At 62.0% G+C, this 24,055-nt stretch carries 18 protein-coding genes; 13 read left to right on the forward strand and 5 right to left on the reverse strand.

Annotation, left to right across the window (positions count from 1 at the left end; translation table 11 throughout):
• The first annotated feature begins 44 nt into the window (after positions 1 to 44).
• From HHL09_RS13200 to sufD, 7 genes are all read left to right on the forward strand, one after another.
• Positions 45 to 1,463: a PQQ-dependent sugar dehydrogenase gene (locus HHL09_RS13200; RefSeq protein WP_205761045.1), complete on the forward strand. Its 1,419-nt coding sequence runs from the start codon at positions 45 to 47 to the stop codon at positions 1,461 to 1,463.
• 5 nt (positions 1,464 to 1,468) lie between these two features.
• Positions 1,469 to 2,890, forward strand: coding sequence for a PQQ-dependent sugar dehydrogenase (locus HHL09_RS13205; protein ID WP_169455099.1), 1,422 nt, complete (start codon positions 1,469 to 1,471; stop codon positions 2,888 to 2,890).
• Between the two features lie 102 nt (positions 2,891 to 2,992).
• The gene (locus HHL09_RS13210; protein WP_169455100.1) at positions 2,993 to 3,388 is read left to right on the forward strand and encodes a Fur family transcriptional regulator; all 396 of its coding nucleotides are present in this window, start codon (positions 2,993 to 2,995) and stop codon (positions 3,386 to 3,388) included.
• A 36-nt stretch (positions 3,389 to 3,424) separates the two neighbouring features.
• Positions 3,425 to 4,183, forward strand: a complete 759-nt coding sequence (gene sufC / locus HHL09_RS13215; protein ID WP_169455101.1) for a Fe-S cluster assembly ATPase SufC — start codon at positions 3,425 to 3,427, stop codon at positions 4,181 to 4,183.
• 23 nt (positions 4,184 to 4,206) lie between these two features.
• On the forward strand, positions 4,207 to 4,776 hold the full coding sequence (gene dps, locus HHL09_RS13220; RefSeq protein ID WP_169455102.1) for a DNA starvation/stationary phase protection protein Dps: 570 nt from the start codon (positions 4,207 to 4,209) through the stop codon (positions 4,774 to 4,776).
• Positions 4,777 to 4,797: 21 nt separating this feature from the next.
• Positions 4,798 to 6,234, forward strand: coding sequence for a Fe-S cluster assembly protein SufB (gene sufB / locus HHL09_RS13225; protein ID WP_169455103.1), 1,437 nt, complete (start codon positions 4,798 to 4,800; stop codon positions 6,232 to 6,234).
• 39 nt (positions 6,235 to 6,273) lie between these two features.
• Positions 6,274 to 7,584, forward strand: coding sequence for a Fe-S cluster assembly protein SufD (sufD, locus tag HHL09_RS13230; RefSeq protein ID WP_169455104.1), 1,311 nt, complete (start codon positions 6,274 to 6,276; stop codon positions 7,582 to 7,584).
• A gap of 86 nt (positions 7,585 to 7,670) precedes the next feature.
• On the opposite strand, the gene HHL09_RS13235 is transcribed toward sufD, so the two are convergent.
• The 3 genes from HHL09_RS13235 to HHL09_RS13245 form a co-directional block, all read right to left on the reverse strand.
• Positions 7,671 to 8,162: a DUF6515 family protein gene (locus tag HHL09_RS13235; RefSeq protein ID WP_169455105.1), complete on the reverse strand. Its 492-nt coding sequence runs from the start codon at positions 8,160 to 8,162 to the stop codon at positions 7,671 to 7,673.
• 207 nt (positions 8,163 to 8,369) lie between these two features.
• Positions 8,370 to 10,094: a hypothetical protein gene (locus HHL09_RS13240; protein ID WP_169455106.1), complete on the reverse strand. Its 1,725-nt coding sequence runs from the start codon at positions 10,092 to 10,094 to the stop codon at positions 8,370 to 8,372.
• Complete coding sequence (locus HHL09_RS13245; protein WP_169455107.1) at positions 10,091 to 11,302, reverse strand: hypothetical protein; 1,212 nt, start codon at positions 11,300 to 11,302, stop codon at positions 10,091 to 10,093. The genes HHL09_RS13240 and HHL09_RS13245 overlap by 4 nt, the downstream gene beginning before the upstream one ends.
• 298 nt (positions 11,303 to 11,600) lie before the next feature.
• Between HHL09_RS13245 and HHL09_RS13250 the strand changes: the two genes are divergently transcribed.
• Together HHL09_RS13250 and HHL09_RS13255 are read left to right on the forward strand one after the other, a co-directional pair.
• A complete protein-coding gene (locus HHL09_RS13250) occupies positions 11,601 to 13,463 on the forward strand; it encodes a M48 family metallopeptidase (RefSeq protein WP_169455108.1) in 1,863 nt (620 codons plus the stop codon).
• Positions 13,464 to 13,859: 396 nt separating this feature from the next.
• Positions 13,860 to 15,884, forward strand: coding sequence for a leucine-rich repeat protein (locus HHL09_RS13255; RefSeq protein WP_169455109.1), 2,025 nt, complete (start codon positions 13,860 to 13,862; stop codon positions 15,882 to 15,884).
• A gap of 78 nt (positions 15,885 to 15,962) precedes the next feature.
• Here HHL09_RS13255 and HHL09_RS13260 read toward each other — a convergent pair whose 3' ends face one another.
• Both HHL09_RS13260 and HHL09_RS13265 read right to left on the reverse strand, forming a co-directional pair.
• On the reverse strand, positions 15,963 to 16,406 hold the full coding sequence (locus HHL09_RS13260; RefSeq protein WP_169455110.1) for a YkgJ family cysteine cluster protein: 444 nt from the start codon (positions 16,404 to 16,406) through the stop codon (positions 15,963 to 15,965).
• Positions 16,403 to 16,969: a 3-keto-disaccharide hydrolase gene (locus HHL09_RS13265; RefSeq protein ID WP_169455111.1), complete on the reverse strand. Its 567-nt coding sequence runs from the start codon at positions 16,967 to 16,969 to the stop codon at positions 16,403 to 16,405. The genes HHL09_RS13260 and HHL09_RS13265 overlap by 4 nt, the downstream gene beginning before the upstream one ends.
• Before the next feature lie 132 nt (positions 16,970 to 17,101).
• Here HHL09_RS13265 and HHL09_RS13270 point away from each other — a divergent pair, with 132 nt between their 5' ends.
• The 4 genes from HHL09_RS13270 to HHL09_RS13285 all read left to right on the forward strand — a co-directional run bounded on the left by HHL09_RS13270 (position 17,102) and on the right by HHL09_RS13285 (position 23,978).
• Positions 17,102 to 20,308, forward strand: a complete 3,207-nt coding sequence (locus HHL09_RS13270; protein WP_169455112.1) for a PVC-type heme-binding CxxCH protein — start codon at positions 17,102 to 17,104, stop codon at positions 20,306 to 20,308.
• A 160-nt stretch (positions 20,309 to 20,468) separates the two neighbouring features.
• Entirely contained in the window at positions 20,469 to 21,269 is an 801-nt protein-coding gene (locus tag HHL09_RS13275) for an HAD-IIA family hydrolase (protein ID WP_205761047.1), read from the forward strand.
• A 218-nt stretch (positions 21,270 to 21,487) separates the two neighbouring features.
• Positions 21,488 to 23,356, forward strand: a complete 1,869-nt coding sequence (locus HHL09_RS13280) for a DNA polymerase beta superfamily protein (RefSeq protein ID WP_169455113.1) — start codon at positions 21,488 to 21,490, stop codon at positions 23,354 to 23,356.
• Between the two features lie 43 nt (positions 23,357 to 23,399).
• The gene (locus tag HHL09_RS13285) at positions 23,400 to 23,978 is read left to right on the forward strand and encodes a hypothetical protein (protein ID WP_169455114.1); all 579 of its coding nucleotides are present in this window, start codon (positions 23,400 to 23,402) and stop codon (positions 23,976 to 23,978) included.
• Positions 23,979 to 24,055: the final 77 nt, after the last annotated feature.

Below are 24,055 nucleotides of genomic sequence, written 5' to 3' on the forward strand. Positions count from 1 at the left end.
GAATTGGATTCACCGGACTTCACTCGTAAGAGTCGCTCAACCACATGAAACGCCTCCTCCTTGCTGCCGCGCTGACGGTGCCGCTCCACGCCCAGGACCAGCCTGACTACTCGAAAATGAAGACCGATCAGGTCTTCGAGCAACTTTGCTCCGGCTGCCACGGCAAGGATCTCAGCGGTGGCCAGGGTGGCTCGCTGATTGATGGCGAGTGGAAGCACGGCAGTTCGGACGATGAGCTACTGAAGTCGATCAAGGAGGGCAATGCCCAGCTGGGGATGACTCCTTTCAAGACCATCCTCGATGACCGCCAGATCCGCTCGCTCGTCATCTTCATCCGCGAAAAGGAGAAGCAGGCGAAGGAGAAGGGCATGACTTTCCCCAAGCCCGAGCCGGGCAAGGTTACCAAGACCGAGCACGAGAGCTACAAGATCGAGATGGTGGTCGAGGAAGGCCTGAAGAACCCCTGGGCCATCGCCTTCCTTCCGGATGGCCGCAAGCTCGTCACCGAGAAGGCGGGCCGCCTCCGCATCATCGAGGCCGATGGCAAGCTGAACCCCGAACCGGTAAAGGGCACGCCGCAGATCATCGATCACGGCCAAGGCGGCTTGATGGAAGTGGCTGTCCATCCGGACTACGAAAAGAACGGCTGGATCTACCTTGGCTTCGCCGATGGGACCCGTGAGGGCCGCGATGTGAAGACGATCACCGCTTACGTCCGCGGGAAGCTGAAGGATGGCGAGTGGGTGGAGCAACAGCAGATCTGGAAGGCTGATTCGAAGTTCTACACCGGTGCCGGCGTCCATTTCGGGACCCGCATCGTCTTCGACAAGGGCTACATCTACTTCCCCGTCGGCGAGCGCGGCGGAAACATGGAGGCTCAGGATGTGGAGAATGCGAAGGGCAAGATTTACCGCCTCTTCGAAGATGGCCGTGTGCCGGAGGACAATCCGAAGTTTGAGGGCAAGACCCCCGTTCCCGGTCTCTGGACCTATGGCCACCGTAATCCGCAGGGCCTCGATATCGATCCGCGCGACGGCTCGATCTACGACACCGAGCACGGCCCGCGCGGTGGCGACGAGCTGAACTGGATCCAGCCCGGCCACAACTACGGCTGGCCGGTCATCACTTACGGCATGAACTACGACGGCACGCCGATCACCGGTAAGACGGCCGAGGAGGGCATGGATCAGCCGCTGACCTACTGGCAGCCGAGTATCGCCACTTGCGGGCTTTCCTTCTACCGCGGCGACAAGTTCCCGAAGTGGAAGAACGACCTCTTTGCCGGGGCGCTTGCCCAGCAGGAGATCCGCCGCCTGCGGATCGTGGATCACAAGGTGACGGAGCAGGAAATCGTGCTGAAGAACATCGGTCGCGTGCGTGACGTCACGGACGCTCCGGACGGTTTCATTTACGTCATTCTGAATGGTCCGGATCGCATTGTGCGGCTGGTTCCGGCAGAGTGAAGGGAGTGAAATCCCTGCTCCTCCTCACGGCACCGGCGTTGGCCGGTGCCGCCCCGCTTTCCATTTCCGCTCCACCGGATGCCGCGCTGGTCACCCCGCACCGCATCGAAGTGCTGGCGGAGGGGTTGAAGGTGCCGTGGGAGCTGCGCTTCCTGCCGGATGGGCGGCAGATCTTCACCGAGCGGATCGGCCGGGTGAGGATCATCGAGGATGGGAAGCTTCTGGATGAGCCCGCACTGATCCTACCCGCAGCCCAAGGGAACAAGATGGGGCTCTTGGGTCTCGTCCTGGCTCCGGATTTCGAGAAGACCGGTCACCTCTTTCTCGCTTGGGACAAGCAGCTCGGGGAGCGCCGCTTCGAGTTGCGCATGGAGCGCTACCGCTTGGAGGGTAATAAGCTGGTCGAGCCGAAGACCATCATTGAAGGGATCGCCGCGAATCAGAATCACACCGGCTGCCGCCTCGAATTCGGTCCGGATGGGAAGCTCTACATGACCACTGGCGATGCCGACCAAGCCGAGGGTTCCCAGAAGCTTGATCAGCTCCACGGCAAGATCCTGCGCTTTAACGCGGACGGGAGCGTGCCGGACGACAATCCCTTCGTGGGCAAGGAGGGCGCTCGCCCCGAGATCTGGTCCTACGGCCACCGGAATCCGCAGGGCCTCGCCTTCCAACCCGGGACCGGCCGCCTCTACGAATCCGAGCACGGCCCGCTTCATGGGGATGAGGTGAACTTGATCGAAAAGGGCGCAAACTACGGCTGGCCCGTGATTTCGCACCGCCGCGAGGCCGAGGGGATGCGCGTGCCGCTGATCGAAGTCACCCCGGCGGTCGGCCCCGGCAGGCTGCTCTTTTACCAAGGGAAAGCCTTCCCGGAGTTGCGCGGCTCGCTGCTGCTGTGCTGCCTCCGCGGCTCGGCGGTCTTCCGGATTTCCCTCGGCGGCGATGGGCTGCCGGTCCACATCGAGCGCCTCTGGCACGAGAAATGGGGGCGGATCCGCTTCATCAATGAGGCTCCGGACGGCTCACTGTGGCTCGGCACTTCCATGCAGGATCCGCCCGAAGGCCGGCCGAACGAAGGTGATGACAAGCTGATCCACATCACCGCCGACCCAAAGGGCACGGTCGAAAAGGTGGCGGGAAACGCCGTCGAGCCGGTGCTTTTGACTCCGGCAACGGTCGATCCGGAAAAAATCATTGCCGCCGCCTGTGCCTCCTGTCACGGACCCGGCCTCGCCGGCGGTGAAAAGCGCGGACTTCTTTCAGGGGAGTTCAAACATGTCACAAATCCCGCCGATTTGGAAAAAACGATTCGCGATGGCCTCCCCGCTGCGGGCATGCCTCCGGCCTCGGGGCTGTTGAGCGACAGGCAGATAGGCATTGTTGCCGAGTTCATTCGCCAGAAGCGGGCCGCATCTTCGAATTGAAATTAGAATTATTCTTGCCAAGATGGGGGGCGGGCCTAGTTTCCGCCGCCCCGACTCATGGTGACTCATTCGTCAGATAGCACTCCCGACTTCGCGGCCGAAATGCCGGCCGAAATCTCCGGGCTGCGCATGACCCGCCAACGCTGGGAGGTCTATCGCCTGCTGATGGACCAGCGCGATCACCCGACCGCGAACGATGTTTTCATGCGGATCAAGGATCGCCTGCCGAATATCTCGCTGGCAACGGTCTACAACTGCCTCGAAGCGCTGGTGCAGCACGGCCTGATCCGCCAGGTGAACTTCGAGCGCGAGTCCTCCCGCTTTTGCCCGAATCTCGAGGAGCACGGCCACTTCCACGACAAGCGGAGCGGCGTGATTCACGACGTGACCTTCAAGCCCGGCACCAACCTCGCCGACTTCCTCGACCTGCCGCCCGGCACCGTCATCACCGACGTGGAGATCACCCTCCGCGGCGAAATCCCCGGCACTCCGGTTTAGCCATTAGCATTTAGCAATTTAGTCATTTTTCTTCTCATGTCCCTCGTCATCACCGACCTGCACGCCACGCTCGAAGACGGCACCGAGATCCTCAAGGGCGTCTCCCTTGAAATCCCTGCCGGGGAAGTCCACGCGATCATGGGCCCGAACGGCTCCGGAAAATCGACCCTCTCCAAGGTGATCGCCGGCCACGAAGGTTACGTCGTCACCAGCGGTTCCGTGACCCTCGACGGCGAGGACATCTTCGAGATGTCGATCGACGAGCGCTCCCGCGCCGGCATCTTCCTCGCCTTCCAGTATCCGGCGGAAGTCCCGGGCGTCTCGAATGCCAACTTCATCCGCGCCGCTCTCCAATCCCGCTTGCCGAAGGGTGAGGAGATCGACGCTGTCGCTTACTACAAGAACCTCTACTCGAAGATGGATCTGCTGGAGATGGACCGCAAGTTCACCGCCCGCTCCGTCAACGAGGGCTTCTCCGGTGGTGAGAAGAAGCGGAATGAAATCCTTCAGATGATGATGCTGGAGCCGAAATACTGCATCCTCGACGAGACCGACTCCGGTCTCGATATCGACGCGCTGAAGATCGTCGCGAAGGGCGTGAATGCCATGCGTTCCCCGGAACGCGGTATGCTCCTCATCACTCACTACCAGCGCCTGCTGGATTACATCGCCCCGGACCACGTCCACGTGATGGCCGCGGGCAAGATCGTCCGTTCGGGCGGCCCTGAACTGGCCCTCGAGCTGGAGAAGAACGGTTACGATTTCCTCAAGGAAGAAGCATTGGTCACGGCCTGATCCCTGCTACGGCAGGCATTGCCATGAAACTGCGCAAGACACGTCATCCCCTCGACAAGCAGAGCCGCGAAAAATCCGTCGCCCTGCTGAACGACTTCCTTGTACTCGCCATCGACCTCCGGCTTCAGGTGAAGCAGGCCCACTGGAATGTCCGCGGGCCGAACTTCATCAGCCTTCACGAGCTCTTCGACCGCTTGGCCGGCGAGCTGGAGGAAACGATTGATGAGTTGGCGGAGCGTGTCACCGCACTGGGTGGTCGTGCCCTCGGCACGGCGAACCGCATCGCCAGCAAGACCGATCTCGACGATCTGCCGAAGAAGGCGACCGGGGGTGCGGAACTGGTTGCCCTGATCGCGGACCGTTATGCTTCTGTTGCCGAATGCGCCGGGCTCGCCATCGAGCGTGCGCAGAAGGTGGACGACGAAGTCACTGCCGACCTTTTCATCAAGACCGCGCACGGCCTCGACCGCGCGCTGTGGTTCCTCGAAGCCACGCTCGAAGTCGCACCGGAGCCGTGCGGCTGCGAGGAGAGTTGTTCCGTTCCAAGTCCCGAATCCGACGGGGTGGCCGCAGACATGAAGTCCGGCGCCTAGTCCCAAGCATTTCCTTTCTCCATGTCCTACGACGCATCCAGTACCATCGACGCCGAAACGCAGGAGGCGATCGACATCGACCGCACCAAGGGTGACTTCTCCTTCCCGGAGCGTCACAAGTTCGATGCCGGCCGCGGCCTGACCGAGCGCACGATCGACTACATCAGCGACGTCAAGGGCGAGCCGCAGTGGATCCGCGACTTCCGCCACAAGGCCCTCAAGGTCTTCCGCGAGAAGCCGATGCCGACCAACTGGGCGACCAAGGACCTAGACAACATCGACTTCGATATCATCCGCTACTACCTCTCCGACGGCGAGAAGCCGAAGCGTTCCTGGGAAGATGTGCCCGAAGACGTGCTCCGCACCTTCGAGCGCCTCGGCATCCCCGAGCAGGAGCGCGCCTTCCTCGCCGGCGTGGAGGCCCAGTATGATTCCGAGGCAGCCTACTCCAACATGAAGGAGGAGCTGACCAAGCAGGGCGTGATCTTCGTGAACTCCACGGAGGGCCTGAAGAATCACGAGGAGATCTTCCGTCCTTGGTTCGGCAAGGTCATCCCGACGGGTGACAACAAGTTCTCCGCGCTGAACAGTGCGGTCTTCTCCGGTGGCTCCTTCATCTATATCCCGAAGGGCGTGAAGCTGAAGCAGCCGCTGCAGGCCTACTTCCGCATCAACTCCGAAAACTTCGGCCAGTTCGAGCGCACGCTCATCATCGCGGACGAAGGTGCCGAGGTGATGTACATGGAAGGCTGCACCGCGCCGAAGTTCGAGACCTCGACGCTGCACTCCGCAGTCGTGGAACTGGTCGCGCTGAAGGGCGCGAAGATCCAGTACGTCACCGTGCAGAACTGGAGCAGCAACGTCTTCAACCTCGTCACCAAGCGCGGCCTCGCGATGGAAGACGCGGAAGTCCGCTGGATCGACTGCAACATCGGCAGCCGCCTGACGATGAAGTATCCCGGCGTGATCATGAAGGGCGAGCGTGCCCGCGGCGAGGTGATCTCGATCGCGCTGGCAAACAGCGGCCAGCACCAGGACACCGGCGCCAAGATGATCCACGCGGCGAACAACACGACCTCGAACGTCGTGTCGAAGTCCATCTCCGTCGGTGAAGGACGCGCGACCTACCGTGGCCAAGTCCACATCCCGAAGCATCTCAAGGGCTGCAAGAACAACACCGAATGCGATGCCCTGCTCATCAACACCCGCAGCCGCACGGATACCTATCCGGCGATCACGGTGAAGGGGAACCAGCACGCCACCCAGCACGAGGCCTCGGTCTCGCAGGTGTCGGAAGACATGCTCTTCTACATGCAGCAGCGCGGCCTCAGCGAAGGGGCGGCGATGTCCCTCGCCGTGAACGGTTTCATCAACGACCTCGTCCGCGAGTTCCCGATGGAATACTCCGTCGAGCTCAAGCGCCTGATCGATCTCGAAATGGAAGGCAGCGTCGGCTGATCGTTCCTCCACTTGTTATTTCTCACTTTCACTTAGTCGATGCCTGCCGTGCTCGAACATCCCGCCACCCTGCTCGAATCCGCTCCCGAGACTCCCGCCGCTTTTCCCGCTTGGTTCGCCGAGCGCCAGCGTGCGGCATGGCAGCGTTTCCTGGAAACCCCGGCACCGAAGCGCGGTGACGAAACCTGGCGCTTCTCGTCCTACAAGCAGATGGACTTCGCCGGCTTCTCCGCGCGGAGCTTAGTGAGCTCGGCCTCCCAACTGGTGGCCCGCTCGATCTCGCTTGAGGAAGTGGCGGCCAAGTTCGTCTTCGCGAACGACCAGCTCATCCATTCCGACGCGAAGCTGCCGGAAGGCGTGATCTGCCTGCCGCTGGCCGAGGCTCTGGTCTCCCATGGCGATCTGGTGAAGGAGTATTTCATGAAGCGCGATACCCGCTTGGGTTCCGCGAAGTGGACGGCTCTGCATGAAGCGAATCTCCGCAACGGTCTCTTCGTCTTCGTTCCTGCGAATGTCGAAGTGGCTGGCACCATCGAGGTCTTCCACTGGCTCGAAGGCCAGGACACTGCGATCTTCCCGCACACGCTGGTCATCACCGGCGCGAATGCCAAGGTGCGCGTGGTGGATTACTTCCAGTCCGCGAATGACAGCGATGCAGGTCTCGCGATCGCGGTGAACGATCTCAATGCCGGCCCGGGCTCGAAGCTCGATTACATCGCGATCCAAGCCTTCAACGAGAAAACCAAGGTCATCCAGGTGAATGAGACCGGAGTGGCCAAGGATGCTACCGCCATCGGCTTCATCCTGAATACCGGTGCCGTCTGGGCGCGCAATGAATCGCTCAGCCGTCTCGAAGGAGAAGGCTCCCGCTCCGACATGCTTTCCGTCAGTATTCCCGCCCGTGAGCAGGAGTACGACCAGCGCACCTTCCAGCACCACGTGAGTCCGGGAGCCTATAGCGACCTGCTCTACAAGAACTCCCTCTACGATGAGTCTCGTACCATCTTCTCGGGCCTGATCTTCGTGGACGAAGGCGCCCACCGCACCGACGCCTACCAGACCTGCCGCAATCTTTTCATGAGCGACGAGGCGGAGGCGAACTCGATGCCTGGCCTGGAGATCAATGCCGACGACGTGAAGTGTTCCCACGGCAGCACGAGCTCCCAGATCAGCGAGGATGAAATCTTCTACCTCCGCGCCCGCGGCGTGGATCCGGTGCGTGCCCGCCAGCTTATTGCCCGCGGTTTCTCCGTGGAAGTGATCGAGCGCCTCGGCGATGAAAAGGTGGAGGAGATGGTCCTCCGCTTCCTTGATGACAAGTTCGCGCACATCGCGGGCGGCGGCGCTTGAGCCGGTCCCTGACGAGCAGCCTTTCAACAGAAGACCCGGCCGCCCGCAATGGACGACCGGGTCTTTGGCATCAGGACGGTTAAATCTCAGTAGGGGTTCCGCACGATGACGTAGCCGCTGCCTTGCGACTGGTAATAGACATCCCCGGCGCGGTAGTAGCGCTTGCCGCCGTGGGTGACGACCTTGTAGCCGCGGGGAAGCTCCCGGATCACGGTGACATCACGGCCAGGTCCCCGGCCGGGTCCGCGGTCCCAATCCCGATCGCGGCCACGATCCCGGTCACGGTCACGATCATGGCGATGGTCCCGGTCGTCGTGACGAGGGCCGCCGCGAGGGGCGTCCACCACGACGTAGCCCCGGCCCTGCGGACGGTAGTAGACGTTATCGTGGTAGTAGTAGTTCGTGCCGCCGATCACTTCGGTGCGATAGCCGTGGGGCAGTGTCTGTACGACGTAGCCTGGGCGATGGACGGTGACCGTGGTGGAAGATAGGCCGGCGTAATAAGGATCAACGCAGCTGGTCAGCAAGGCAGCGGAGCCGGCTGCAACAAGCGACAGAAGGGTGGTGATGGTTCTCATGGTATCAAGCATCGGTTACGGCCCGCCGGTTTCTGCCAACGAACTGTTGTGCTGTTAGTCGCAGGACCCATGCCTCAGGCATTGATCGGTTGAATCCGCTCACTGAGAGCATGTTGCGGGATGGTGTCCCGAGAGCGCCACGAGGATATCCATGCACGCTGCATCCGGAATCATGCAGCGTGCAACCCTCGCAGCTTGTTGCGCTGCCTATGGACCGGGCGTGCCGAAGAGGTCGCTTGAAGAGCCGGGATAGCCCTTGCCTGCGAACTCGATGCCCTTCACGGCGGCGTCCTTGGCCTCACCATCCGGAAGGCTCTCCGCCCACTTCCTCGTCGCCTCGGGATTGAAGCTTCCCCAGTTGATCGCGAGGTGCTTCGCGGCAGCCACTTGCACCTTCGGATCGGCAAGGCGGGTCACCCACTCCGCGGCGAACTCCGGCTCGGCGATGGCGATCTCCGAAAGCACGCCTTTGTCTTCCAGTTCCTTCACCGGCTTGCCATCGGCGAGGCGCTTCTCGATCCATCCGGCGCTCGCCTGCGGATCGGACTTCGCCCATGTCGCGAGGACGTAGCCGGTCACCGCATCATCCAGTTCGGGGAAAGCCTCGAGTACCGGCCCGGGATTGCGGACACCGGCACCATGACCCCATGAGAAGGCGACGGCGAAGGCCTCCGGGAGTTCCTTCTTCATCTCCGGATCGGCGAGCCACGCACGGCACTGATCGAGCGTGCCTTCCACATCCACGGCGAACATCCGCGTGAGGTAACCGCTCATCGCATCCTTCCGATGGCCCGGCTCCATGCTAGCGATCATCTCCACGGCCTTCGCCGGATCACTGGCGGCCAGGCTGGCGAAGCTCTCGCGGAAGACACCTTCATCTTCCCATGATCTACCGGCACCCTTCGACTCCGTGATGAGCTCTAGCGCTTTCACCGGATCGGAACTCGCCAGCTTGCTTGCGGCCTGGGCGAGGATCTCCTTTGCCAAGGGATCACCCTCGGGCCGGGACTCCGCCCACTTGAGTGCAGCCGCGGGATCGGCATCGACCATGCACTTCGCCGTCTCGCCGCGGGGAGTCGCATTGAAGCGGTCTCCAAAGGGGCTTTTGGCTTCGGCTGGAAGGGCTTCCAGCTCTGCCAGTGCCTCCTTGCTGCCTGCCAGCAGGCCAGCGGCGAGGAGCGGGTCGGCTTGAGTCAGGATCAGGGATTGTCCCTCCGGCTTGCCGGTCATCTGATACTTCCACGCGGCGGCGAAATCGATCTTCGCCCACTCTTTCAGGATCTCCTTCTGGCCATCGTCCGGATTCGTCAGGGAGCCTGCCAGCCCGAGCGATGCGATGGCCGCCTGCGGGTCCGATTTCATCCATGCGCGTGCCACGGCCTCCTGAAAGCCCCAGCCTAACAGCTCGTGCTTGCCGCTCTTCCATGGTTCCTCCTTCAACGTCTCCGCGGCGAGTGCCGGATCGCGCGCCATGAGCGCCACGAAGAAAGGATTCGCGACATCGCGCACCAGAGCGCCGCTGCCACGCTTCAGCGCATCGAGCGCCGCGCGTGGATCCAGCTCCGCCCACATGCGGAAGAGATCCGCCCTCAAGCTGGCGGACTGCTCCGACTCCGCCGCTGCGAAGGCTCCCTGCGGATCGAGTTCGATCCAGCGGCGCAAGGCACGCTCGAGATCGAAGCGGCGCAGAAGGGGATGCCTGCCATCCTCTTCGCGGGCGGCCTTGATCAGATCCTTGCAGGCCTGCACGTCATCGAGCCGCGCTTGCGACGAGAGCGGCCTCGCCGATCTCGGAGCAAGAGGCGCGCTCCCTTGGGCCGCCGTCGTGCTCGTGGGCGAGGCTTCCTCTTGGCCTTTGAAGAGCGCCGCGCTGCCCCAGCCCGCGGCAAGACCGGCGGTGCATGAAATGAGGATGACCGCGGGTGTTCTCATGGCTGCACACCCGCCTCCACGGCCCACTTTTTCCAGATCCCTTCACCGAGCTTCTCCGCGGCCAGCGCCCGTGCCTTCTCCGGATCAGAGAGGCTCAAGCGCTTGAGCAGATCGACGGTGGCCACATGGACATTCGGCGAGCCAAAGCTCTCCATCGGGGTGACACTGTATTGATAGGGATGGAAGAAACTCCCGCCGGGATTCGCCCCGGCTTCCTGAAGCAGATCGAGCGCGCGCTCCGGGTTCTCCTTCTCGGAAGCCGATGCAGCGGAGACCAGCGCGTAGTGCCGTGTCGGGCCTGCGGTGTTCCCGCGGATCCATGCGATGGCCTTTTCCGCATCCTGCGCGGCCCATGCTTCTGCCAGGGCGACGGCTCCGAGTGCCCTCGTCCTGTTAGGCGGCAGCGTGGCGAGCTGCTCTGCGGCTTTCTCGGGGTCATGCTTCGCGATCTCGCCGAGGGCTTGCGCGACGGGATCCTGCGAGATGTTTCCGATGCCCTTGGCGAAGGCGAGGGCTTGGTCCGGGTCCTTCTCTGCCAGCTCGGAGATCCACGCCTGTTGGAGAGGCATGCGCGCGCCATCATAGACCGCGCGTGCCAGCAGCTCTTCGGTGAGCTCCGGGGCCTTCGCGATGACCTGCTGAGTCACGGCGGAGACGGAGAACTGCGCATCCGGCAGCTGCCACAGATACTCCACCGCCTTATGCGGATCGGTCTCCGCGATCCCTGAAAGGAGCATGCGGGCGAGCTCCGGCTTCAGCTTCTCCTTTCCGGCGGAGAAGGCTGCATCCGGATCACTGACGCCCCAGGCGAACCATGCCTGACCGAGAAGCCGATCCTTGAGGGATGCCGGAGCCCTGCTCTCAAGAAAGGAGATCATCGCCGCGCCGTCCGATTTCGACCAGCGGGCGAGCAGGGGAATCCACAGTGCAAGGTCGCGGCCGCGCGGTTCCTTCGCCAAGAGGCCGGCGAGCTCCTCCAGTTCGGGCTCGCCTGCTGCTTCCACCTTCGCTGCCCAGCCGGCAAGCAGCTCGTCGCCATGGCCCTGAAGCTCGGTGAGAGATCGTGGGGCCGACTTCCCGGCAGCGCCTTCGCGGGGAAGATCCGCTTGGCCGGAAGCGCCCCGCCACTGCCATCCGACAGCGAAGGAGACAAGTCCCGCCAACAAGGCGAGACCCTTGCCCCATCCGCTGGAATGTGCCGTCCCCATTCTTAGCCTCATAGATCATTTTGATCTCTGCGAGGAAAGTCCGATTATACCTAAAGGGGGCAAAATCGGACATTAGTAAATTTGATAGACCAAACCGTCGTTTCATGTCATCTTAGTAAAGGCAAAATGCTCTCGATTGCGTGGGTGGGAATCATCCCATGCATTTGATTTTGCTCATCTTGCGCGAATTCGAAACGCATTTCATGGGAGATTGTTAAATCTCTGTAAGGCTATCTTTTTGAATTGTCTTTGACATGCGGTTAGAATAACCCCCCGCGGCACGTTTTCCCCCTACGGCATGACCCGCGATAGTTTCAATACCCTCGTCAGCCAGCTTGAAGTCGCTTGGAGCGGCCGGCAGGAGGGTTTGTTGAGGCACACCGTACGCTGGGTAATGCTGGGGTATATCACCCTGCTGGGAGCGCTGCTCGGAGGCCTCTTGCTGCTGGCGGCGGGAGTGGTGCTCGCGGTGAAGTTCCAGAGCTTCGGCGGCACGCTTATCGCCGGCATGGTCGCCCTGACCGGCGCGTTGACCGCGGCTTTTGTCTTCGGGGCCTTGTGGGTGCGTTTCGATCCGCCGCCTGGATTGGAGTTATCCGAGGAAGACCATCCGGATCTCCACGCGCTGATTGCGGAGACTAGCGAGGTCGCCGGTGGGGTCCGCTTTCACCGTGTGATCCTGGATTCGGAGATGAATGCCTCCGTCGTGCAGAACCCGCGGCTCGGAGTGCTCGGCTGGTATCGCGCCTATCTGGTTCTCGGGCTACCTCTCTTGGAGTCGCTCGATGTGGAAGAGTTCAAAGCGGTGCTCGCCCACGAATTCGCCCATGTCGCAGGAGCCGATGGCAAGACCGGCGCTTGGCTGCACCGGACGCGTACTACTTGGGAGCGGGTGGTGGCCCACATGTCCTCGGGGCCCTATTGCCCCTTCGTCGCTCGCTTCTTCAACTGGTTCTGGCCGCGCTTCAATTCCCGGGCCTTTATCCTTTCCCGCTTCAATGAGTTCGCGGCCGACCGGATTTCGGCCCAAGCCGTCTCGCCGGAGGCGCTCGCGCGGGGCCTGCAGCGTCTCGCAATCCAGAGCGAGCGGCTGGAAGACGAACTCTGGGACCCCCTCGAGCGGAAATTCCTCGGTTCCGAGGCGCTGCCCGAAGACGTGATGGAGCGCATGTCCACGCTGCTGCGGAGGAGTCCGGATCCACGGCAGGCGGAAATGTGGCTGCGCCGCGTCCTCGGAAAATCGAAGGATGGCGGCGCTTCTCATCCTTCCCTCGGGGATCGCTTGGCGCAGCTCGGTTTCAAGCCGACCGAGACCGCCCTCTTTCTCGATCAGCTCGCACCAGCGGCCAGCGCCGCGGAGGAGCTCCTCCGGCCGTCTTTTCTCGCCAAATCCCGGGCGGTGTTCAGCCGCCAGTGGTTGGCAGAGGCGCTGAAATCGCCCCGCAACTCGCCTGCTGGCCGCAGTTCCAGGCAGGAGGTTCGCTCGGTGAAGGAGGCGTGGAACCGCATTGCTGCGCTCAGTCGTCTCGATGGTCTCGAGAAAATCCAGCCGGAGGTGCTCGCACTTCTGGAGCGCCGGCCAAATCACTCCGGTGCGCTTTACCTCCGCGGCTGCCATCTGGCGGCCAAGGGCGATCCGAATTCCACCAAGTTCCTCGAACAGGCCGCCGCGGATCCCACGCTCTCGGTCCGCGCCTTCGAAACTCTCGCCTCCTTCTACGCCCAGCTCGGTCGCACTGCGGAGACCGCCACCATGCGGGAGCGCGCGGAGCGCCACGAGCGCGAGTTGCGCTCGGCCTTGGTGGAGCGGAACCACGTCACAAGGGAAGATTCCTTCCTTCCGCACGATCTCTGTGCGCGGGAGATCGAAAGTCTCCGGGAAACTCTCGAGCGGGAACCTGTCGTCCGCCGCGCTTGGGTCGGCGCGAAGCAGGTGAAGCACTTTCCCACTTGGCGCTACCTGATCGTCATCGTCGATGTCCGCTGGCCTGCCTTCAAGCCGGTGTCGGAACGCGCTCAAAAGGAGCTGATTGCGCGGATTCTGGAGAATTGGGAGGCGGATGGCTACGTCCACGCCCTGCGCTTGGACGAGGGCACCCGGGCCACCCTCCGGGCCATGAAACGCGGCATGGCGGATTGCTCGCTCTACCGCCGGAGCTAGGCTCCGGAAAAAATCCCGAAAAAAGATTCGGAGATTTTGAACATCCATTGCCCCCAAGGGTCTGACCCTATGAAGACCGCGTTACGCGCAGTTTTCATGTAAGGGTGAACAGCATATTGTCAGCTCCCCATGTCCGCTAGCCGGACGCAAGGGGTTGATGGTTTTAAGCCGCCGGGGGTGGGACCCCGGCGGCATTTTTTTGGCCGGATGGGAGGACTCGGAGTTCACTGATGGGCCGGATTTCCGGCGGGAGATCCCTCCAGATTTGATGCCACTTTCTCGTCTCGGCGGTTGAGCAGAGATTGAAAGGTCTCGGAACAATCTCGTCGTCATCCGCCGGGAAAGATATCATCTGGCTCCGTCCATATCTTCCGCCCGAGCACCCTCTTTTTTCTGATGAGAGCCCGCCTGTTCACCCTCCTTACCCTCTTCGCTGCTGCTGCGTTCTCTGAAGCGGCGAGTGTCAGCGACCTGATATACGCCGAGTATCCCACCACGGTTACCATCACCGGCTGTAAGAGCACCGCGGTCGGGACGCTGGAGATTCCCGGGACGATCAATGGAAAGACGGTCACAGTGATTCTGGCGGAGGCCTTCCGGAATCGTGTCCACCTCACGACCGTCAGCGTCCCGCCGAGCGTCACCAGCATTGGCCAAGAGGCCTTCTATGGCTGCTCCAACCTCAGCTCCATCACCCTGCCTCCGAGCCTCGGTAGCCTTGGCTACAATACCTTCGGCTCCTGTGTGAACCTCACTTCCATCACGCTGCCGGACGCCCTTACCAGCGTCGGGCAGGAAGTCTTCGGGGGATGTATCCGTCTCGCATCGGTCACCCTGCCCTCGGGCCTTGTCAGCATTGGCAGCGGCTCCTTTTCCCGATGCAGCAGCCTCACCACCATCGCGGTGCCATCCAGCGTCACCAGCATCGGCCAGAACGCCTTTTCCGAATGCACCGGTCTGACGACCATTACGCTGCCGCCGGATCTCAGCACGGTCCCCTACGGGCTCGTCCGCGGCTGTACCAGTCTTGCCGCCATCGAGATCCCTGCCGGCGTCACAACCATGGGCGGCGCAGCCTTCCGGAACTGCACCGCACTCACCACGGTGACCCTTCCTGCGGGGGTGACGATGATTGATTCCCTCACCTTCGCCGATTGCAGCGAGCTGACCTCGGTCTCGATTCCTGCGGGTGTCACGGACATCAATGACCAAGCCTTCGCGAGATGCAGCAAGCTGGCCACGATCACGCTTCCGGCGAGCCTGAAGTGGGTCGGAAACGACGCCTTCCTCAATTGCAGCAGCATCCCTGCGATCACCCTCGTCGCCACCACGGAATCCATCGGGGAGCGTGCCTTCTCCGGTTGCACCGGCATCACCGCGGTCACCATCCCGGCCAGCGTCACCAGCATCGGGACGGCAGCGTTTACCCGCTGCACCTCGCTGGGAGGGATCACGGTGGCTCCTGCAAACGCGCACTATGCGAGCACGAATGGCATCCTCTTCAGCAAGGACGGCACGATCCTCCATCAGTGCGGCGGTGCTGCGCTCACGGCGACGGTGCCTCCCGGCGTCACCACGATCGATGACTGGGCCTTTACCGAGTGCGGCAGGCTAACCTCCATCACCCTGCCTTCCAGCGTGGGGTCTATCGGCACCTCTGCCTTTGCAAGCTGCCCCAAGCTGAAGACCTTCCTCTTCCTCGGGAACCTGCCCGGGTTTGACTTGGATGTTTTCACCTCGTCCCGTAGTACCACGGTGTACTATCTCGCGGGCAGATGGGGCTGGCAGTACTTTGACGAGCTGCCTTCCGCGCTCGTGGGAGCGCCGCCGATTGCAGCTGGCCTTTCGGATGTCGTCACTGCTCCGGGCGGTGCCGCATCGCTCCATGTGGGGGTGGATGCGTCTTATCCGCTGCCCTATCAGATCAAGTGGCGGAAGAATGGGATCGAGATCCCCGGGGCGAACCAGCCCACGCTTTCCCTTCCTAACATCCAGCCCGCGGATGCCGGGGTCTATACCGTCGTGATTTCCTCCGAAGCCGGAACGGTCTCCGATCAGGCCACCGTCAGTCTCACTGCGGGAAGTCTCTACACCCAGAGCCAGTATGATGCGGGCGTGACGCTTGGCTATCAGCTCGGACGGCAAGCGGGGATCGAGGAGGTCATGGAAGAGCCGAATGCCTTCGATCTCTTCAGCAGCGCCCAGATTCAAGCGCTGCACATCGACGCCCCGCTGCTGACGCGCGATGCCGCTACCGGGGAATTCGAGCTGAAGCTCGGCGCGTGGAAGAGTGTCGGCCTAGGGGACTCCTCACCGCTTTCCTTCGCCGCCGGTGACCTCACTGTCTCGCCGTCCGGGGAGATCCTGTTCCGCTTCAGCTCGCCGGAAGGTGCCGCGTTCTTCCGCGTCGATGCGGAGTGATGGGGGAGGGGGGATTTTCGATATCGCCAAAGGCCCTAAGGGGTGTGGATGGAGTGGAAAATGCCGGGTTCCACGAGGCTACCTCCCTTTCTTCCCTCCCATTGCCGCGGCTACCGCGGCAGGCAGGTTCACCCCGCCGTCTCCTCCCATCTTCCGATCTATCTCTTCCAACCGCTGGATCAGGTCGCGGACTTCCTTCCGCGTCGCAGGGCCGCCGGCGGCATCACAGAAATGCGTGCGGCAGCCAAAGGGCCGGCCTTGGTAGATCTGGCAACGGTTCGCCTTGAGAAAAGGGCAGGCCCCGCCCGCCGTTTCCGGCACGGAGGTCCTGCCGGCGGCGCGCCATGCCATCGCCGCCACCAACGCCTCGCCCTTCGTCAGGAAGGGCGTGCGGCCGGTATTCCGGAAGCGGCAGCAATCCCCCAGACCCGTGCAGGACCGCTCCAGAGGACGCTTCTCCCATTCCCGGTAGATGGCCCGGACTTCATCCGCGATCGCGCGGGCAGCAGTATCCGGCTTCACGGCAGATCGATCTTCTGAACCCGGATGTTCCGGAATTCCACGCGGCCCTGGTCGTATTCCAGGCCGATGTAGCCGTAGCCAAGCGCCCGGCGGTCCTCGTACTGCACGGTGCGCTGGCCATCCAGCCAGACCTCCACCTTGCCGCCGTCTACCTTGACCCGCAGCTTCCGCCAGCCGCTGAACTCCCCGGCACCGCCGTGGCGGGCGCGGCCGGTCAGACTGCCGGTCGGGTAATTGCTGGATTCCGGGGCGATCGCGACCTCGTAGCACTCCGTCGCCGGATCCGTCACTTCCTTCGGCGAGCATAGCAGGACGCCGCTGTGGCTGCCCTTGTCCGCCTTGAACTCCAGCTCCAGCTCGAAGTCCCGATAGGTGCTCTTGCTGGTCAGCAGGCCTTTCCGGCCCTCGCTCACGGAAATCGCCCCATCGCGCACGGTCCAGTTCGCCTTCGTCTGGGGGTCCCAGCCGTTCAGGTCCCTGCCATTGAAAAGCTCATCCCAGCCGGCAAAGGCTGCGGGCGCGAGAATTGCCCATGCAACAAACGCGTTTGCGACGATTCTCATGTTTCCAGTTTGCAGGGGCGTCGCTTTCCTTGCAAGCGTGCCTCGGTCATTAAGAAAATCGGAATTATCCCAACATTTTCGGGCATAAAGACAGATTTTTGGCACTCAGTTGGTATAGCTCGCGCACCGTTCATGAAATCCAGCCTCTTCCTTCTCGCCGCCGCCCTGACGACCTGGGTCCACGCAGGCCCCGTTTTCCAAGCTCCGCTCAAGGATGAGCACATCGTGATGATCGGAAACGGTCTTGGCGAAAGGATGCAGTACTTCGGCTACTTCGAGACCGATCTGCACCTGGCCTTCCCCGAGCATCACTTGACGGTCAGGAACATGTGCTATCCCGGCGACACGCCGGCCTACCGTCCCCGCGCCGGGCGCAATACCCCGTGGGCCTTTCCCGGTGGGGAAAAGCTCCGCCCCGAGCTGAACAATCATCGCGGTGAGGGCCACTACCCCTCCGACGATGAATGGCTGACCATTTGCAAGGCGGACACCATCCTCGCGTTCTTCGGCTTTAATGAGTCCTTCGATGGCCCGGAAGGCCTGACGAAATATCGCGCCGAACTGGATGCCTTCATTACCCACACGCTCTCCCAGAAGTACAATGGCGAATCCGCGCCAAAGCTGGTGCTGGTTTCGCCGATCGCCTTCGAGGACCTGAGCAAGACCAAGGATCTTCCGGATGGGACCAAGGAGAACGCCAATCTGAAGGCTTACACCGAGCTGATGAAGAGGGTGGCGGAAGAGCGGAAGATCGGCTTCATCGATCTATTCGCACCGACCACCGAACTCTATGCCAAGCACGAGGAGCCGCTCACCATCAACGGATTTTCCCTCAATGAGAAGGGCGAGCAGGTGCTCGGCGTCACCCTGCTAAGTGAACTCTACAAGCTCGGGACGGTAGTCCAGCAGGCGGAGACGTCCGCCTTGCGCAAGCTGGTGAATGAGAAGTCATGGTTCTGGCAGAATGACCACCGCATGCTGAATGGCGTGCACGTCTATGGCCGCCGCTGGAAGCCTTTCGGCGATTTCAATTACCCGCAGGAGATTGAGAAGATCCGCCAGATGACCGTGAATCGCGATTGGGCGATCTGGCGCCTTTTGGAGAACAAGGAGTTCGACCTCACCGCACAGGACGCGAAGACCCGCAAGCTGGATCCGGTGCAGACCAACTTCGATCGCCCCATCAAGTATCTCCGCGAGAAGGAGGCGCTGGAAAGCTTCACCCTGATGGATGGCTTCCAGATCGGTCTCTTCGCTTCCGAGGAAGACTTCCCGGATCTCGCGAACCCGATGCAGATGACCTTCGACAACAAGGGACGTCTCTGGGTCTGCACCATGCCGGCTTATCCGCACTATCGCCCGGGCGATGAGATGCCGAATGACAAGATCCTCATCCTTGAGGATACCGATGGTGACAACCGCGCGGACAAACAGACCATCTTCGCGGATGGCCTTCATCTCCCGATCGGGATCGAGTTGGCCCCGGAGGGAGTCTACGTCTCCCAAGAGCCGAATCTGATGCTTCTGCGGGACAACGATGGCGATGACAAGGCGGACACCCGCGAGTATCTGCTTCACGGCTTCGACCCGCACGACACGCACCACGCCATCCACGCCTTTTCCTCGGACTCCTCCGGCGCGATTTACATGGGCGAAGGGGTCTTCCTTCACTCGCAGGTGGAAACGCCATACGGTCCGCAGCGCTGCACCGGTGGCGGCATCTGGCGCTTCGATCCGAAGTCCTTCCGTCTGACGCGTTATGTCCAGACGTACTTCAACAATCCCTGGGGCATCGCCTTCGATGATTGGCAGCAGTGCTTCATCGCGGATGCTTCCGGCGGCAATAACTACTGGGGCCTGCCGATTTCAATCAAGGCGCCCTTCCACTACGAGACAGGGAAGATCGGCGAGTTCGCGCCGAAGCGTGCGAGACCCACGGCAGGTGCCGAGTTCATCTCATCCCGCCATTTCCCCGATGAGCTGCAGGGCGGCTTCATGACGAATAATTCGATCGGCTTCCTCGGCACCAGCATCCACCAGGTCTGGGAGGATCGTGGCGGCTACTCGGGCAAGCACATCGGTGACCTCGTGACTTCTTCCGATCCGAACTTCCGCCCCGCTGACCTTGAGTTCGCACCGGACGGCTCGCTCTACATTGTCGATTGGCACAACGCGCTGATCGGCCACATGCAGCACTCGGCCCGCGACCCGAACCGCAGCCACACGCACGGCCGCATCTATCGTGTGAGCCATAAGACCCGTCCTTTGGTGAAGCCTGCCGAGATCGATGGTGCCAGCATCTCCTCGCTGCTGGATATCCTGAAGGAGCCGGAATACCGCACCCGCTACCGCGCACGCCGCGAGCTGCGCGGTCACGATGCCACCGCCGTGCTGCCCGCCGTGAAAGCCTGGGTGGCGAAGCTCGACAAGGCGGACCCGCGCTACGAACACCACGTCGCGGAAGCGCTTTGGGCCACGTGGGCGCAGAACCAGGTCGATCACGATCTGCTCGACCAGTGTCTGAATGCGAAGGCCCACCAGGCCCGTGCCGCGGCCGTGGAAGTCATCCGTCACGCATGGCGGAAGATTCCCGATCACGCCGCGCTTCTAACAAAGGCAGCGAACGATGAGTCCTCGCTGGTTCGTCTCGAGGCTCTCGCTGCCGCATCCTGGATGGACAATGCCGATGGCGCCCTCATCGCGCTGGAAGTGCTGAAGCATCCGATCGACAAATGGATGCCGGAGGCGATCAAGACCGCCTTCCTCACGCTGGGTGATGACATCGAAGTGCTGAAGAAGGACAACAAGCTCGACCTGAGTAGCAATCCCCGCGCTGCGGATTACCTCGATGGCAAGCTGAAGATCGAGCCGGAGGAAACCGTGAAGGCGGAGCCCGAGCCGAAGCTTCCTGCCGAGGAACTCGAGCTCTGGCGCATTGGTAAGGAAGTCTTCGCACGTGATGCGCATTGCGCGACCTGCCACCAGGCGGACGGCAAGGGCCAGGAGAAGATCTATCCTCCGCTCGCTGGCAGCGAGTGGGTGACGGGTGATGAAGAGCGCCTCATCAAGCTCACGCTGAAGGGCCTCTGGGGGCCCATCACCGTGAAGGGCGTGAAGTTCGATCCCACCACCGGCGTGCCGCCGATGATGGGCTTCGGCCCGCTGCTCAATGACAAGGAGCTCGCCGGTGTCCTCACCTACGTGCGGAACAACTTCGGCAATACCGCACCCGCCGTGAAGCCGGAGACCGTGGCAAAGGTGCGTGAATCCACGAAGGACAAGGTGGATTTCTTCACCGCGGACGATCTTCTGAAACAGCATCCCTTCCCGACGAAGTGACGTTGTAGTCACAGTATCTCTCCGATTTTAAAGGCTTAGTTGCCGAATCCATTTGGACATTCAAACCGATCACGCGGAAGCGTGATCGGCATGAGGATGCCTCAGCCGCACTTTCGCGGGCTACCCCGTGCGTGGCATGCCAGCCGCTATTCCGAATGGCATGGCACGCGTTGGATTCCTACTTGATATGGACGGGGTGATCTACCGGGGTTCCCGGTTGGTCCCCGGTGCATCGGATTTTATTTCACGATTAAGAAAGCACGGGATTCCCTTCCGCTTTCTCACCAACAACTCGCAGCGCGCACGCCGCGATGTTGCATTGAAGCTCCGCCGCCTCGGCATCGAAGCCAGCGAAGGAGAAGTTTTCACCTGCGCGATGGCGACCGCGCGTTTCCTCGCCTCCCAAAAACCCGGCGGGACCGCGTACGTCATCGGTGAACATGGCCTCGCCGCCGCACTGCATCGTAACGGCTACTCCGTGGTAGACGACGATGCCGACTATGTGGTCGTCGGCGAAGGCCGAACCCTCACCTTTGAGATGATCGAGCGTGGTGTCCGCCTTGTGGAAAAGGGCGCCAAGCTTATCGCCACGAATCCCGATCCGAATTGCCCCACCGATCAAGGCACGCGTCCCGGCTGTGGCGCTATCGTTGCCATGATCGAGCGCGCCACCGGCGTGCAGGCCTTCTCAGTCGGGAAGCCCAGCCCCGTCATGATGCGCGCCGCGCGGAAGGAGATGGGCCTGCGCACGGATGAGGTCATCATGGTCGGTGATACCATGGAGACGGACATCCTCGGTGCCGTGCAGATGGGTTACCGCAGCGTCCTGGTGCTGAGTGGTGGCACGCGCCGCCAGGATCTGAAGGACTTCGCGTATCAACCGGATCTCATCGTGGAGAACGTCGGCATGATTCCCGACGAATACATTTTTGAGAAGTTCGGCGCAGCATTGGCACAATGAAAGCTTTCCTTGGTTAGCGGATGGTCCGTGTCTGAGTGGACGTTTCTTGGGTTTAACCGAAACTCATTCACGGTTCGCCACGGCGGGTGCGGGATTTCTTGGGTTTACTCCCGGGCCCGCCGTGGTCATCACGCGGATAGAGGAGGAGCAGCGGTCGTTGTGGCCGCTGCTTTTTGCTTTTGCCGTCTCCGTGCATTCCCGCGCATCTTCCGCGCGGAATGAGCGCCGCGATCCAAGAGCTACTCGACCGTCTGAAGAAGCAGCACGGCATCCGGATCCCCTATGCCTGTGAATCGGGGAGCCGTGCCTGGGGTTTTGCCTCGCCGGATAGCGACTACGACATCCGCTTCATCTTCATCCGGGATGAGAAGTCCTATGTCTCCGTGCTCGATGGCTTGGAGTCGCTCGATCTGCCGATGGAGGGAGACCTCGATGCCGGCGGCTGGGATGTGCGGAAAGCGGTGCGTCTGCTGGGGAAGTCGAATGGCGCGCTGATCGAGTGGCTGCACACGCCCATCGTCTATCGTAGCGAGCCCGGCTTCCGCGAGCGCTGGCAAAGTACGGCACGCACCGTATTTTCACCCCGCGCCTCGCACGATCATTACCACGGCCTCGCCCGTCAGATGGTCATGGGAAAGCTCGCCGGGGATGAGGTGCGCGCGAAGGACTACCTCTACGCGCTGCGCTCCATCCTCTGCGCCCGCTGGATCGCGGAGGGTAGGGGCATTCCGCCGGTCGCCTTTGCGGAGCTGGTCCCCATTGCTCCGCAGGAGGTGAAAGCGCTGGTCCCGGAGTTGCTCGAGCACAAGGCCCGCACCGCAGAAGGCCACCTCATGCCAAGGATCGCCCCGCTCGATGCATTCCTGCAGGAAGCCCTCGCCGCCACGCCCGAGATCCCGCGCACCGATCTCCAGCCGGAAGTGCTCGATCGCCTTTTGCGTCAGGAGATCCGCAGCTCCGCTCCGATCCTTGCACCCGCGGATTTCACCATCGACCGCGTCCGGAAACCGGACCTGAATCTGCTCGATACCGTCGCCGGGAGCCATGCTTACGGCACCGCCATCGAGGGCTCGGATGAAGACCGCCGCGGCGTCTTCGTCGCGCCGCGCTCCTTCATCTTTGGCTTCGACGAGATCGAGCAGGTCTCCGATGAACGTAGCGACCAGGTTTACTACGAGATCGGCCACTTCGTGTCGCTGCTGCTGAAAAACAATCCGAACGCGCTGGAACTCCTCGCGATGCCGGACGACTGCATCCGTCACAAGCACCCGCTCTTCGCGCTGCTGGATCCCGCCATCTTTCTCTCGAAGCTCTGTGCGAAGACCTTTGGTGAATACGCCATGGGCCAGATCCGGAAGGCCCGCGGCCTGAACAAGAAGATCGTGAACCCGCAGCCGGAGCAGCGGAAGGCCATGCTCGAGTTCTGCCACGTCCCGGAAGGGCAGGGTAGTACCCCGGTGCTGGAGTGGCTCGCCGTCCGTGGCATCGATCCGCGGGAATGCGGCCTCACCGCCGTCCAGCACGCCGCGGGCATGTTTGCCATCTACGAAGGTCCTAGTAATGAGTATCGCGGCATCGTCTCGCCGAAGGACCCTGACACCCTGATCTTTAGCAGCGTGCCGAAGGAAGCGCAGCCGCTCGCCTGGATGCACTTCAATCAGGATGCCTTCCAGGCCCACTGCAAGGCCCACCGCGAATACTGGGAATGGGTCGGCCAGCGGAACCCGGAGCGCTACGCCACGAATGCCCAGCACGGCCGCGGCTACGACTCGAAGAACCTCATGCACACCCTGCGCCTGCTCGACATGGCCGGGGAGATCGCTCGCGAGGGCGTGCTACGCATCCGCCGCCCGAACCGCGACTACCTTCTCCGCGTCCGCGCCGGGGAATTCGAGTATGAGGAGCTCGTCGAGTCCGCAGAGCGGAAGCTCACCGAAGTCCAGGCCGAGTTCGAGCGCTCCTCCCTCCCGGATCATCCGGACCGGGAGCAGGTGAACGCCCTGCTGGTGAGCTTGCGCGAGGAATTTGGTTCTTCGGGCCCAAATCCTGCAAAATTTGCAGGCGCAATTTGCAATAAGGTATTATAATCCAGCAGCTTGGCGGATTTTGAGGCTGTGGCATGTTAGGTACGTGACGACCTACCATCCGGGTTTGCAGACCTTCCATATTCCTCTCCGGGAAGGTCACGTGACGCTGCGGGAGGGAATGGAAATGCTGATGGAAGTCGGCAATTCCCAAGCGGAAGTGCCGCTCATCGTGCGGCTCATGGAGAATCCTGCCTTCGACATGCCGCCGCTGTCGATGTTCCGCGGGAGGGTCAGCCTAGAGCAACACGATTGCATCCACCTGATCCTTGGTCGCGGCACGACCTTGATGGATGAGGCCTTCACCATCGGTTTCACCATGGGCTCTACCAAGCGCATGAGCACTTCGGCCACCGATCTCTTTTCAAAGGTCGCCGAGAGGATTTATCCGAAAGAGTACCGTTTCCCGTCTGCGGCCGCCCGTGTCTTTCGCGATGCCGTGCACCTCGCCACGATCTCGGACTGCCAGCACCTCGATGCCGTGGACTTCCGCTCCCTCATGGATGTGCCTCTGGTCGAAATACGCCGCAGACTCCGGATCGAGGAAGAATTGCTCACCGGCTACTACAAGGTCGAAGCCCAGCGAAACCCCACCATCGCCGCCTGCCGGAGGTTGCTGTGTTGAGTCCTCACGTGGATCTTCAGCGCCAAAGGCGCGTCCTATACCAGCTCGGGTCGCAAGGCCGGTGGGGAATGGTTACG

The organism is Luteolibacter luteus, assembly GCF_012913485.1.
GTDB classification, from domain to species: Bacteria; Verrucomicrobiota; Verrucomicrobiia; order Verrucomicrobiales; family Akkermansiaceae; genus Haloferula; species Haloferula lutea.